At 42.7% G+C, this 14472-nt stretch carries 8 protein-coding genes; 1 reads left to right on the top strand and 7 read right to left on the bottom strand.

What is annotated here, in order from left to right:
• Positions 1-181 precede the first annotated feature (181 nt).
• From MKY63_RS14830 to ascB, 7 genes are all read right to left on the bottom strand, one after another.
• The gene (locus tag MKY63_RS14830; RefSeq protein WP_076274651.1) at positions 182-2851 is read right to left on the bottom strand and encodes a copper amine oxidase N-terminal domain-containing protein; all 2670 of its coding nucleotides are present in this window, start codon (positions 2849-2851) and stop codon (positions 182-184) included.
• A 177-nt stretch (positions 2852-3028) separates the two neighbouring features.
• Positions 3029-5101: a penicillin-binding transpeptidase domain-containing protein gene (locus tag MKY63_RS14825; protein ID WP_076274650.1), complete on the bottom strand. Its 2073-nt coding sequence runs from the start codon at positions 5099-5101 to the stop codon at positions 3029-3031.
• A 542-nt stretch (positions 5102-5643) separates the two neighbouring features.
• Entirely contained in the window at positions 5644-7701 is a 2058-nt protein-coding gene (locus MKY63_RS14820) for an iron ABC transporter permease (RefSeq protein WP_339813336.1), read from the bottom strand.
• Positions 7702-7709: 8 nt separating this feature from the next.
• Positions 7710-8732, bottom strand: coding sequence for an iron-siderophore ABC transporter substrate-binding protein (locus MKY63_RS14815; RefSeq protein WP_076274648.1), 1023 nt, complete (start codon positions 8730-8732; stop codon positions 7710-7712).
• A gap of 149 nt (positions 8733-8881) precedes the next feature.
• Entirely contained in the window at positions 8882-9721 is an 840-nt protein-coding gene (locus MKY63_RS14810) for a PRD domain-containing protein (RefSeq protein ID WP_076104874.1), read from the bottom strand.
• 129 nt (positions 9722-9850) lie between these two features.
• Complete coding sequence (locus tag MKY63_RS14805; protein WP_076104873.1) at positions 9851-11695, bottom strand: beta-glucoside-specific PTS transporter subunit IIABC; 1845 nt, start codon at positions 11693-11695, stop codon at positions 9851-9853.
• A 282-nt stretch (positions 11696-11977) separates the two neighbouring features.
• Positions 11978-13390 carry a 6-phospho-beta-glucosidase gene (gene ascB / locus MKY63_RS14800; protein WP_076274647.1) on the bottom strand — a complete coding sequence of 471 codons (1413 nt, stop codon included), beginning with the start codon at positions 13388-13390 and terminating at the stop codon, positions 11978-11980.
• 112 nt (positions 13391-13502) lie between these two features.
• Here ascB and MKY63_RS14795 point away from each other — a divergent pair, with 112 nt between their 5' ends.
• Positions 13503-14471 carry a LacI family DNA-binding transcriptional regulator gene (locus MKY63_RS14795; protein ID WP_076274646.1) on the top strand — a complete coding sequence of 323 codons (969 nt, stop codon included), beginning with the start codon at positions 13503-13505 and terminating at the stop codon, positions 14469-14471.
• Position 14472 lies beyond the last annotated feature (1 nt).

Raw genomic sequence — 14472 nt, 5'->3', positions numbered from 1 at the left:
TGTAATTATTTTCAATTATAGCGCTTCCAATAGGTTAAACCAAATGTTTTAAATGTGTATAATCGCAACCCTATTTTTATTAAAAATAGAAAACAAAAAAACAAGGCAAAAAACGCTTCATCAAGCCCAGTGCTCAATGAAGGTTTTTTGCCTTATATTATAATGCCTTTATTCCCTATCCTTATATTTCAATCTCTTCCGTTGAATCCGAAAGACCACCACTCTGCACGCCATTGTTATTGGCTACCGCAAGAACATATACTTTATATTTAACACCCTTAACAATTAATGCACCATTAACATCTCTTCTCGAGGCTACAATTGTAGGATTCGTTCCGTTAGGCGTTATCGACGTATAATACGAGGATTTCACCTCAATTGCTTCCGCTGATCCAAAACCTTGTTTGGACGGAACCACCAGGATTCGATATTCCGAAATGTTAGACTCGTTAGAGGAACGGTTGAAACTTACTAGTATTTTACCCTCATCCACACTGTACGTTACATTAGTGACAGAGGTTACCGGCAGCTTAGTGGATAAAGTGATGGCATTCGACTCTGAGGACAACACATTAGTGCCTGAGTACTTGCCGCTGCCAATCGTTAACACATACAATCTGTAACTGATTCCACTCTTTATTAAACTTCCGTTTACGTCTCTGGCTGAAGAATCCAAGACTTGACTGGTGTTATTTCCTGAAGTGCCTACCGCAGTGTAATTGGAGCTCGAAACAGCATTCGCCTGGGTTAAACTAAAGCTGCTGTAATAGGAAGTAGGAACAATCAGGATTCGATACTGGCTAATGTACGTTTCATCCGTGGCATGGTTAAAGGATACTTTTAAATCACGGCCGTCTTCGTAGTCATTAACGTCCCTTACATCCAAGCTCGAAATAGGAGCCAATCTGTAATCTACATTCAACGTAATTAACTGTGAACCAGAAGAAAGAATATTGCTGCCCGAGTAATTCCCGCTTCCGACCGTTAACACGTACACTCTGTAATTGATTCCACTCTTTATCAGGTTACCGCGCACGTCCCTTGATGACGAGGTTAACACTTGATTGGTGCTGGATCCTGTTGTGCTCACTGCTGTGTAGTTGGAACTGTACACATTATTGGCGTCAGATAAACTGAAGCTGTTGTAATAGGAAGTAGGTACAACCAGGATTCGATACTGGCTAATATACGTTTCATTCGTAGCGTGGTCAAAGGATACTCTTAAATCCCGGCCATCATCATAGTCATTTACGTCGCTTACATCCAAATTGTAGACAGCACTCACATTGTAGTCCACAGCCAACGTAATTAATGTTGAATCCGTTGAGAGAATGTTGGTGCCCAAATTCTTCCCGCTTCCAATCGTTAACACATACACTCTGTAAGGTGTTCCATTCTTAATCAAATTACCACGCACGTCTCTTGCAGATGAGGCTAACACTTGACTGGTGCTAGATCCTGTTGTGCTCACCGTTGTGAAGTAAGAGCTGGAGACATTATTCGCCTCAGATAAACTAAAGTTGTTGGAATAAGCTGTAGGCACAACTAGAATCCGGTACTGGCTAATATACGTTTCATCTGTAGCGTGGTTAAAGGATACTTTTAAATCCCGGCCATCTCCAAAGTCACTAACGTCGCTTACACTTAAATTAGAAACATTGACCGAGGACAGCGTAATCGCAGATGAAGCAGCAGACAATAAATTATTGGCTGTATTACTGCCACTATCTACCCCCATAACAAACACACGGTAACCAACTCCCGTCTTAATGAGGGCACCATCCACATCCCTCGCTCCAGACGATAAGATCTGGGTAATATTGGAGCCTGTTTTGTTGACCTGTGTGTAATTTGAACTGCTAACAGCATTTGCTGCCGCCAAATTAAAAGAAGAATAATTAGTAGCTTTGACTACAAATATCCGGTAAGAACTCACCTTGGATTCATCCGATACCTTATTAAAACTTACGGCTAAATCGCGGCCATCACTATAATCGCTCACATCACTTACTTGTACATTACTTGGGGCAACGACTACAGTATTAGTGTTAAGTGATATAGTCGCAGAACTATACGAAAGAGCGCTGGTATTATTGCCTTTACCCACTGCGAAAACATAAGCTACATAGGTCTGATTACCTTTAATGAGATCACCAACAACATCCCTTGAATTTGCGGTCATTCTAATCGTAGGATTAGTGCCTCTAGCTAAAACAGTAGAATAATTGGCGGATGTAACCTTTTGTGCAGATGAGATATTAAAAGTGCTCCAAGCCTTTACAATCATTACCCGGTAATGATCCACAAGAGCTTCATTAGAAGATTGGGTGAAGCTGACCTGAAGATCACGGCCGTCACCGTTATCACTTACATCCTTCAACTGTACATTCGATGCCGGATTTACAGTTCCAGTTTTACCGCCGGAAGTCGTTATGGTCACTACTTTGGTGCTTGGGTTCCAACCCACATCATGACCCAGTGCCTCACTGACAAACCGTGTAGGAACCATCGTTCTCCCTTTCAAATTCTGACCCGGCACATCTAGAGTTACAGCTTTATTGTTAATCGTGGCTGTCTTTGAGCCAATCTTTAACATAATCGTTGTATCATCTTTAGTTGCTGTTACAGTTTGTGTTTTCTGATTCCACTTGATAGAGGCATTAAAGGCTTCAAAAATTGCCCGTAAGGGTACCATTGTCCGTCCATTCACCATCACCGGTGCTTGATCTGTGGACAATCGAACCCCGTCAATAAAAATACTGATGGGCGCAGTAGCAGCTTTCACTGAAGATTGAAACATCATCGGCAAAACTAATAAGCCCACTAAAATAGAAATCCATAACTTCTTCACAGATTCACCCTCCTGGAATGACGAATACATTTTTTTCCTACCCCTTTGACGCTCATACTAGGATAAAAGTTTCACGCTTTATGGTTACAATATTTTAATCTGGAACCCGTTCCTTTCATCCGCCACAAACCGCTCTGTAAAAAGAAAAAGAAAGCGCAGATCGCGCTCTCCTTTGTGTTATTCGCTGATACTTTTATCCACATTTTTCTTCGGAATTCCATCCAATCCGTACTCCCAATCATAAGCATCAAAAATTTTTCTCGCTACAGGTGCTGCACTACTAGATCCAAATCCGCCTTCAGGAATAACTACAGCTACAGCAAGTTTTGGATTTTCACGTGGTGCAAAAGCTATAAACACTCCGTTATCACGGTTTATGTTTTTACTATCCGTCTGTTGTGAAGTCCCTGTTTTACGTGCAAAATCATAGGGGAAATCACCGAAGGCACTTTTAACGTCACTGTTCATCCCTTTCTTTATCTCCCGCCAATAGGATTTATCGAAAGTAGTCACTTCATCAAGCACTTCCCGTTTGAATTTTTTGATAACTTTACCTTTGGAGTCCGTGATCTTGCTTACTAGCTGTGGTTTGATTCGTTGCCCTTCATTGGCTAGTGTAGCCGCATATTGCGCCAACTGTAGAACGGTATAACGCCCCTGCTGCCCAAAAGAAGCATACACAAGCGCAGACTGAACTGAACCCGCTTTAGCTTCAGCTTTATAATTTAAATCACCCAAGTATTCCCTTGGTAAACCTATCCCTGTTGGAACACCCAGACCAAATTCTTTCATATATGTGTCCCATACCCCAATGCCCTTAGACTTGTATTTTTCGTACAATTTTTTCCCGATCATATCAACCATATATACGTTTGAAGATTTTTCAATGGCTGTATAAGGGTACAAAGAGCCGTATACATGATTGGATGAGTTCCTTACATTAGTCTCATGTCCTTCTCTACCAAATGAGGTGATCCCCTTATCTTGATAAGTAGAAGAAGTACTTATAAAGCCCTCTTTTAAGCCAATTAACACACTCAATGGTTTTATGGTCGAACCGAGCAGCACGGTAGATTCAAAATTATGCCCTGATCTTCCCGATGAGTATGGAGTTATCGTTCCATTTTGGTAATGCTTTTCAATTTTTTTATACACCTCTGGAGAGATCGAACCCGTAGCCCAGTTGTTGGTATCATAGTCAGGTATGCTTGCCATAGCAATAACATTACCTGTATCCACTTCCATGGCTACAGCGTAACCTGTTAAAGCATCAGGATGTGTTTCTCCCTGAACGGTGTGTGAATGCAACCACTGAATCTGATCTTTAATGGCTTCTTCGGTCTTTAGCTGAATTTTTTTATTAAGGGTAGTCCAGATAGTGCTTCCTTTGACCGGGGGTTCAATACTGACAATTTTTTCTGCCATATTCTGCGGATCTACGGAAACTTCCTTATAACCATTCTGTCCCCGAAGCTCCTTCTGGTATTGCAGCTCCAAGCCATCAAAGCCTACTAGCTCATCCTCTTTATAGTTAAGTCCAGGGTTCTGGTTATTTTTCATCGCCTGAAGTACATCCTTATAAAGATCTAAACTAGTAGAGGATTTGAAAAATTTCACGTAGCCAACAGCTTGTACAGCCACCGTATCGGTATCATAATGCCTGCTGCTTTCCTCTATCACTTCAAGGTTTGGATATTCGTTTTTGTGTTCTAAAAAATAAGCGATTTCTTTCTTAGTTAAACCTGATTTAATTCTTCGCGCTACATAACCAGAGAGTTTTTTTGAATATAAATCCATAGACTCAAGGATCTCTTCTGTGGTTAGTTTTTTCTCATTAGGATCACCATAAGTTTCGAAGGCTTCTGCTAACTTGCTGGCGAGTGCCTTTGATTTATTATTTGCCTCAGCAGTTAAGGTAACTTTTTTCGTAGTTTTATCTGTTTTTGTTGCGGTATATTCCTTATCCAAAGTAAGGTACAAAGATTGAACGGGCGTTGAGTATGCCAATTTCTCACCATCAGCAGCGAGGATATTCCCTCTCAGTGCTGATAATGCCACTATTTTCGTATCCCGGTTAGCCTCAGCTTCAGATAACGTAGGTCCTTCGACAAATTGCAAGACCGCAAGGCGTAGGATAATCACACAAAAAATAATAAAAGTGCTAAAGAAAAAAATATTGATTCTTAATTCGCCAGAGTTGTTAATAGTTTTGCTTCCGTCTTGTACACTTTTTCTGTCGAAAAGCCTCACATAATCCCACTCCTTATTTCCAAAATTCTACAGCATAAGATTAAAGTATAAACTAGCAAACGAAAATATACAAAATTAAGAATAATAGTTAAATAATTGTTCACAAATCGATAATATCCAATTAAAAAAGCAGCTTTCCCCAGTATGGGAGAATCGCTGCTTTTTGTTTATGGGCGTTGGTGGCCTGCACCAATAAATTGTCATCATTCGCCGAGGCTTAAGGACTCAGATGACGTTATATGCGGATTTTTAGCCTTTGGAGCTTGGTTTCGGACTCCAGCGACGTTACTCCTTAGGAAGAGGGGCAAATTAAGCACTTTTCATGCCAATTGCGACTATGCGGTCCGTTGTCACTTCAAATGCGAGATAAAGCTGCGTTTAAGGTCAGCTGTGTCCGATAGCTGTATCGTAAGCGAAAATCTTAATCGAATGAAACGATGTTTGAGGGGTTCTAGATGGAGTAAGCTCAAATTAATCAGGGGGTGCCCCAGCAGCTATTTTTACAGCTGATGGGACCCCCCCTGATTTTTCCATAGCAAAATCTAAACTTTTCTAACCTGTGACCGGTACATTAAAAACAAGAAATACGGAGCCCCAATCAGCATAATAATAAGGCCTGAAGGGATTTCTTTCGGCGCCATTATGGTTCTTCCGAGCGTATCGGCAATAACGAGCATCAAGCCGCCAAGTAATCCTGACAAAACAATGGATCGTCTCGTATGATGACCAATCATCATCCGCACCGCATGCGGCGCCATGAGTCCAAGGAACCCTATTGTTCCTACACTTGCAACGGCTCCCGCTGCAAGCAAAACACCGATAATCATAGCCCAAAGCCGCGTTCCTCGAACCGGCAAGCCCAATCCTGTTGAACTCTCGTCGCCAAATGCCAACAAATCGCATTTCCGTCCCAAATAGTATGCAATCGGTACAAGTACAAGCAGGAATACAAATAGGATGTAAAATTGATTCCAGCTTCGTCCATAAGTCGAACCGGTTAACCAAATTAAGGAGCTACTGCTCCATAAACTTCCTTTGACGATCATAACCTGGATTCCCGCAGAGGCAATAGCCGAGACTGCGATTCCAAGCAAGATCAGAACCGATGGATTCAAGGACCTGCGCCAGGCCATAAAAAAGACAAAAGCAGCAGCCAGTGCCCCACCCACGATTGCGGCAAGCGGAACTGCAAATACCGTCAATGCTGGCCAAACGGTCATTACGGCCAAAGCACCAAAGCCAGCCCCTGAGGTCACACCAATAATTGAAGCATCTGCCAGTGGATTTCGAACAGCACTCTGAATCAATACACCACTGATTGCAAGTGCGATCCCTCCTGCAGCCGCTACGAGTGTACGGGGAAGCCGTAAATTCAGCAGGACGGAATAGGATTGATCCCCCCTATGGAACAGACTGCTTAGCAATTCACTGATCGGTATTTTTGTTCCCCCAAACGATAAGCTTACGAGGATAATAACAATCAGCAGCACGGTCATAACTATAGCCGTCGGCACAAAGCGCAGACGCAGCCCCGCTCCACCGATGCTCATCGATGATTGGCCAGAGCCTGAGCCCGATATATTTTTCATCTTGGTGAGTACTAGCCAAATGAGCCACGGGGCTCCAATAATCGCCATAACTGCACCAACAGGCATTTCACCCACACTGCTTCGCACTACACGCGCAAGCGTATCCGCTGCCGTGATGAGCAGTGCTCCCCACAATGCGCTTGCAGGAATGAGCAGGCGATGTTTGCGGATCCCGCTAAGCCGGACAAGATGGGGAGCCACTAAGCCGACGAAGCCAATCGGTCCAACCACGCTGACTACAACCGCAGCCATTAATACCGATAGGCCAAGACCCGTCGCCCGAATTAGCCCTACTCGCTGTCCAAGTGAACGGGCAGTTGACTCATCGAGCTCCAGCGCATCAAATTGTCTGCCGGCAAATATCGCTGCCAATAGCAGCACTACGACAAAAGGCCAGGCATATATAACACCGTCCCAATCCAACTGAATTAGGGAACCAGAACCCCATAAAAACAGATTTTGTGTTTCAGTTCTTTTAAAAATATGTATGGCCGATGTAAACGCTCCGAGCACCATGGAGACGATCATACCTGATAAAGCCAGCCGAACAGGTGTGGCTGCCTTGCCTCCACTCAGTAAATAAGCGGCTAAAGCAGCAAGCAGTCCCCCTGCAACTGCGAGCAAAAATGGAAATTCATGCTGCAAAGCAGGAAAAGCTGCCATACCAAGCACGACCATAAAGTATGCCCCGGCATTAATCCCAAGTGTATCTGAGGAAGCAAGCGGGTTTTTCGTTATAGTTTGCAATAATGCCCCAGCCACAGCCAGAGCAGCCCCGGCCAGCAGACCAATAACTGTACGTGGCATGCGGATATCCCAGAGCAGATTATGTTCCATTATATCTTGGCGATTCAGTAAGCCATCTATAACAGTAGCTGCAGGGATCTTGGCTTCCCCAAAGCCTAAACTTAAAACGAACAGAATGAAGAGGACGGCAAAGCCGCCCCCAAATATTCCAATGATCCGCCAGTTCATGCCGATAGAGGCTTCTTTGCTACTCTTTTCGTTCATAACCGCACTCATTTCGTTAATGTATTTACAACTTCATCCACGATAACTTTGGAGGAGATCGGGCCGCCGAACACCCAAGTAGTACTGCTCAATCCGAAGGTGCGATTATCTTTCACAAAATTAAGGCCATTCCAAACGGAATTATCCTTCAGTTCTTTCGTGAAAATATTATCATCCTCTTGGACGATATAGATCAGATTTGTATCCTGAACCGCAGGCAATGCTTCAACTGTAGAGGTGCTGAATCCGTAAACTTCGAAATTTTCGGGTTTCCAGTCGTTTTTCAGACCGATCCGATCCAAAGTTTGTACCGCAAGTGAATTATCTGTAAAAAGACGCATCGTTGCCGCATTCTGGTAGCTGTATGCTTGTGTCAGTACATAGTTCAAGCCTTCTTTGCCTGCATCAGCCAGCTTTACTTTTGCATCTGCATAATGTGCATCCAAATCAGCAAGAACCTTATCAGCTTCTGCTGTTTTGCCTACTGCCGCTGCAATCGTTTTGAAAGTATCTTCCATCAGCGTGTACTGATTGCCTTCTCCTTCATTCGGATACAAGCCGAAAATCAGTGTTGGAGCGATACTTTTAAGTTGATCATAAATTCCTTCGTGCCCACCCGTATTGGCAATAATCAGATCAGGCTTTAATGAAGCAATCGTCTCCAGATCTGGCTCGTCACGGGAACCAACATCAGTCACATTTGCATCAAGCGGTGCTTCAGAAGTCACATACAGCTTATAGTTTTCGTTATCTGCATTACCTACTGGCTGCACTCCCAGTGCAATAACATCCTCCGTAAAGGTCCATTCCAATACCACAACTCTTTGCGCAGGTTTGTCCAGCGTAATCTCACCTTTAGAATCCTTTAATACAATAGGACCGCTTGTTGATTCACTGCCCGCGTTTTCAGCAGCTGGTTTATCAGTTGCTCCCGCGTTCGATGTTGAATTGTTCTTTTGGTTAGTACCACAACCTGATACGACCAATATAATAGCAATAACCATAAATAAACTAATTAACCTTTTGTGCATTTGCTTTATCCCCCTGGATTCAACGTTCGAAGTTGATTCCATGATAACTGTTATCAATCTATTGATAATGATTATCACAGAAAACATATTAGTAATCTTATACGCGATTCTCCCGAAAGTCAAAGTTAAAATTTAATGCTTAACCGTCCCTACTCCATGATCTGGTTTGTAATTCTTTCAATGTGTATGGTCAGATACAGCATTTCATCATTTGTTAACTCACGATTGTATGTTTTATCAATATAGATTTTAATTTTCTCAACGCTTGCGAAAGCTTCCTTATACTGCTCCTTTACCAAAATAAATAAGCCATTCTCATTATCAGGAGGTGGAGTACCGTTGATGAGACGTTGTGCAAAAAATTTCAAATGAGTGATAAAACGGTAATAAGCAAGGGACTCCTCATCGTACTCTAGCCTGAAATGGCGCTTCACGATATTTAGGATGTCGTTCATGATCTTGGTGATATTCACCATGTTAGGCATCTCTTCATTTAGTTCAGCATTCACCAGATGGAGAGCAATATGTCCAGCCTCATCTTCGGGAAGTCTGACTCCGAGCTTGGAATGTATAATTTGAAGCGCAGCTTTCCCAACCTCATATTCTTCTTTATAGAATCTTTTGATTTCCCAAAGCATGGCGTTTTTAATCTTCATCCCTTTTGAGAATCTCTCCAGCGCAAAACTGATATGATCTGTCAGACTAACATAAATACTGTCATCCAGCATTTTACCGAGCTGCAGTTTGGCGAAGTTGATAATCTCTTCTGAGAGCTCCATGTGCTCGATTGGAATCTCAGAAAGCAGCGTTTTTAGCTTATCTGAAAGTTTTTGATTGCTTAAAGTGAATATCTTTTCAATTTTATCTTCTTCTAAAAAGTCTCCACGTTTTTTCTTAAAGGCCAGTCCTCTTCCCATGACTACTAGTTCAAAATTTTGGTCATCTATGACAGTAACAACATTGTTGTTTAACACTTTTTCGATCCGCATATTACAGCTCCTTACCTTTTCATTTTACAAAGCTAGCTCTTTTTTATAGTATTCTATAATAAAAAATCGATCTCTAAGTAGCAGTACTAAGAGATCGATTCCATTCATACCTTATGACTCTTCAATAGATCACACTACAACAGTCAGCAGATCTTCACCCGGTGTAATAGCTGTTTTATTGGTACCAATCACATCACTATAATTAGCCGTATTGGTAATAATTATCGGAGTTGTGCATTGATAACCTTCATTTTTTATTTGTTCAAAATCAAATTCAATCAATAGGTCACCCTGTGTAACTGTTGCTCCTTCTTGCACCTTCACATCAAAGTATTTACCTTTTAGCTTCACGGTTTCTATACCGATATGAATCAGGACCTCAACACCCTCATCCGATACTACCGCAATACAATGACCTGTTCTGAAAATAGTGGATACAACTCCACTTACCGGTGAATAAAGCTTGCCTTCTGTGGGTTCAATTGCAATCCCCTTGCCCATTGCTTCAGAAGCAAAGGCAGCATCATCTACTGAGGTTAAAGGGATTACATTACCAGCCAGAGGGCTTACAACGGTTGAACTTTTCACGGCGTGAGAAAGGATAACCTCGCTTTTTTCAGTATTCGTTTTTTCTTCTACAATATTCACTTTCTTTTTATCTTCATAACCAAATACCATGGTAATTACCATAGCCAATACAATGGTCACACCTGCTATAATCGCTTGAACTGCCAGCGGAGAGAATGCGGGAAGACTTAATACGCTCACAAATGCGAATACTTCCATCTTCACTTTGAAAAGACCACTAAGTGCTCCACCTACACCGCCCGCAATAGTTACATAAATGAAAGTCCGTTTGTAACGAGTCAGCAATCCGTAAATAATAGGTTCTGTCACACCTGAAAGCGCGCCTGGTATAAATGTACTGCCGGCCAATGTTTTCAACTGTTTGTCTTTTGTTTTCAGGAAGATCCCCAACGCTACACCCAGCTGAGCGAAGATGGCCATGCCGGCCATTGCATATATCGGATCTCCACCCTTAGCAATGTTCTCAAGAATAATTGGCACAAGTCCCCAGTGCAATCCGAGGACAGTCAAATATGTCCAAGCTATTCCCACAATTGCCCCTGTAACAATACCGCTTTTCGTACTGAGGAACAAAATAGCGTCTCCAATTAAATTCCCTACATTCACGCCAAACGGTCCGAACGCTAAAATAGTTAACGGTACAATCACAATCAAACATATCATAGGGACTAAGAACATCTGCAAATCCTTGTGTATAAACTTTCTTAGCTGCTTATCCAATAAAGCGTATATACAGATGGCGATAAAAATCGGAAACACGCTTGATGAATAGTCCGAAATTACTAAAGGAATACCTAAAAAATGTGGAGATTCAACACTTGCTAATCCCGTAATATTAGGCTCAAGTAAGGCCGCGCCGATACTACCACCCACATAAGCATTCACGCCCAGCCTAATCGATAACGTAATCCCTAAGAAAATGGGTAGAAAATAAAACACGGCATTACTAGCGCCCGCTAATACTTTATAAGTTTCGCTATCCGCACTTAGAACATGTAACGAAGCCAGTACAGTTAATAGCGCTTTCAACATACCCGCACCTGCTAAAGCACCAATCAGAGGCGAGAAGCTTCTGGAAATAACATCAAAAATCAGAGTCCCTATGGGTTTCTTTACCTTGTTCTCGCCAGAGTCACTGTTAGGGGATATGGATTTGGCAATTTCTTTATACACATCAGCAACATGGGTACCCACTATAACTTGAAACTGTCCCCCTTTGCTAACTACCCCAATAATCCCTTTCATTTTCTCCAAATTTTCTTTATCAGCTTTTTGCTCATCGTTAAGTGTGAATCTTAGTCGCGTGGCACAATGAATCACATTGTTAATATTCTTCTCCCCACCGACAGATTGGATAATGTCTTTACTTAGCTGTTCATAACTCATTTTTATACACCCCTTTGTAACAGATCAATTAATCACGGATATCAGGGAACAAAAAAAAACCTAAATCACATCTATGTACGAGAGAGATTATCCCCGTAAACATAAATGAAACTTAGGTTTTGCCTGCTATGCAGTAGCAATCCTGATATCCGATTAATTTATTATTTACAAATTAACATGTTCAATTAATGATGTCAACAATAAACCAGGATCTGTATAATATTGGATAACAAAAAAAGCCCTGATAGATCAAGAATATCTTGATTATCAGGACTCTTTTTATTAGAACAGGCTTTGTCCATTCGATTCGATTACTTCTTTGTACCAGTGGAAGGACTTCTTACGGTATCTCTCCAGTGTACCTGAACCATCATCATGACGATCTACATAAATGAAGCCATAACGTTTCTTCAGCTCGGCGCTTGTTGCGCTAACCAAGTCGATGCAGCCCCAGCTCGTATACCCCATAACTTCCACGCCATCGGCAATAGCTTCTGCTACTTGAACCAAATGATCTCGCAAATAATTGATCCGGTAATCGTCGTTTACTATCTTCTCACCGTTCCCGTCTACAACCAGCTGATCGACGGCGCCAAGGCCATTTTCCACGATAAATAGCGGTTTTTGGTATCGGTCATAGAACATATTCATCACATAACGCAAGCCCTGCGGATCGATCTGCCAACCCCATTCGCTCGCTTCCAGATATGGATTCGCTACCCCGCCCAGCAGATTTCCTTCTCCTCTGATCTGTTTCTCCGGATCGGCCGTTTCACATGTGCTCATATAGTAACTGAACGATATGAAATCAACGGTATGCTTCAGAATTTCTTCGTCCTCTGGCTCAAAATGAATGTGGATTCCATTTTCCTTAAAGAACCGTTTCATATATCCTGGATAGTAACCTCTGCTATGAACATCCGCGAAAAACATATTTTTGTGATCGCTTTGCATCGCCTTGATCAAATCGTCCGGATGCGGAGTGAGCGGATAAATTGGCATGCTCAGCACCATACAGCCTATTTTGAAATCAGGATTGATCTCATGACCGATCTTCACCGCCAAAGCACTTGCAATGAACTCATGGTGAATGGCCTGATACAGATCCTGCTTACTTAATTTCTCCAATGGAGTATTGATTCCGCCACTCATAAATGGGAACTCTAGGATAGAATTGATCTCGTTGAAGGTCAGCCAGTATTTAACCTTATTCTTGTAACGATTAAAGATCGTTCTCACATAACGCTCGTAAAAATCCACCATCTTACGGTTAACCCATCCATCATACTCTCGTGCCAAATGCAGCGGGGTCTCATAATGGGAGATAGTAACTAGCGGTTCAATGCCGTATTTATGACACTCGTCGAACAGGTCGTCGTAGAACTGCAGGCCTTGTTCATTCGGCTCCAGCTCGTCCCCTTTCGGAAAAATCCGGGACCAGGCAATAGACGTCCGGAATACTTTAAAGCCCATTTCCGCAAACAGCTTAATATCCTCTTTATATCGGTGATAGAAATCGATACCAATTAACTTCATGTTATCGTCGGTAGGAACTTCTGTAGGCGCAGACTTAATGCCATGCGGCATGACATCTTGGGTAGACCAGCCTTTGCCATCATCCTGATATGCCCCTTCAAGCTGGTTAGCGGCTACAGCCCCACCCCATAGGAATCCTTCTGGAAATTGTAAGTTCATATTTCTTCCCGCCTTTGCTATTGTGATAGTATAGGTTTACTGCTCTAATCCGAATCCTAAACCTTGGAACGCGTTACATGTCAAGGATTAATCTTGCAAAGGAGATAAGCCGATGTCCACACTTGACGAAATTGCTAAGCTGTCGGGCTTTTCCAAAGCTACGGTATCCCGAGTCCTGAACGATTCTCCCCATGTCAGCAAGGAAACTAGGGAGAAAATTCTCGCCATAATGAAAGAGACGGACTATGTTCCCAATCGGAATGCCATATCTTTATCCAAAGGCCAAACCCAGCAAATCGGCATGATTACCTTAGACCTAAACGAGCTTATTTTGTGCTTCATGAACAGCTTCGTCGGAATTTCCGGCCGTTACGGGTACCAGACGATTATTTATACCACCGGTGGAGATAAGCAAAAGGAACTTCAGGCCTTTGAGGATCTCAAACAAAAAAGAGTCGACGCCCTGCTTATTCTGACCGCTGTTAACGATAAAAATGTCATAACTTCCTACTGTAAATACGGCCCGATTGTGTCCTGGCAACGCATGGACCATCCTGAAATACCGTCAGTTGCCATGAACCAATATGACGGATATGCACTCGCTCTAGAGCATTTGATAGAGCGGGGTTATACGCGTATCGCTAATGCTTTTGGCCGCCCAAGCAGCATAAATACCCAGAGTAGACGACTAGCTTATGAGCAAATCATGGCCAAATATAATCTTCCCATCGTTGAGAAATGGTATTACTCCACGATTTATGGAATCCCTGACGGAGAGCAATTGGTGCGAACCCTAATAGGACAACCAGATCAGCCGGATGCCATTCTGTGCTCCAATGATTTGGTGGCGGTGGGCGTTCTGAGCGAAGCACGTAGACAGCAGCTGGATGTGCCCCGTGATCTAGCCATCATTGGTTTTGATAATTCGGAGCTGTCACAGACACTCGGAATTACCACTGTTCGGAATCCGATTGCGGGACAGGCGGAGAACGCCTTTCTTCTGCTGGCTCCAACCCTGCTTGGACTGGATATGGAGCTGCAGCCCCTATCGTTCCAACTGATCGAACGGGAGACAACATAGG

This window comes from Paenibacillus sp. FSL R7-0189 (assembly GCF_037969925.1).
In the GTDB taxonomy this organism is placed as follows: Bacteria; Bacillota; Bacilli; order Paenibacillales; family Paenibacillaceae; genus Paenibacillus_AQ; species Paenibacillus_AQ odorifer.
The sequence above is the reverse complement of the archived record's forward strand: the minus strand, read 5'-3'. Positions and strand labels throughout refer to the sequence as shown.

Bases quoted from the DNA above. Each gene is read 5' to 3' on its own strand.
- MKY63_RS14805 (WP_076104873.1), bottom strand. From the start codon at position 11,695: ATGAGTTATGAACAGCTAAGTAAAGACATTATCCAATCTGTCGGTGGG.
- MKY63_RS14820 (WP_339813336.1), bottom strand. From the start codon at position 7,701: ATGAACGAAAAGAGTAGCAAAGAAGCCTCTATCGGCATGAACTGGCGG.
- MKY63_RS14810 (WP_076104874.1), bottom strand. From the start codon at position 9,721: ATGCGGATCGAAAAAGTGTTAAACAACAATGTTGTTACTGTCATAGAT.
- MKY63_RS14815 (WP_076274648.1), bottom strand. From the start codon at position 8,732: ATGCACAAAAGGTTAATTAGTTTATTTATGGTTATTGCTATTATATTG.
- ascB (WP_076274647.1), bottom strand. From the start codon at position 13,390: ATGAACTTACAATTTCCAGAAGGATTCCTATGGGGTGGGGCTGTAGCC.
- MKY63_RS14795 (WP_076274646.1), top strand. From the start codon at position 13,503: ATGTCCACACTTGACGAAATTGCTAAGCTGTCGGGCTTTTCCAAAGCT.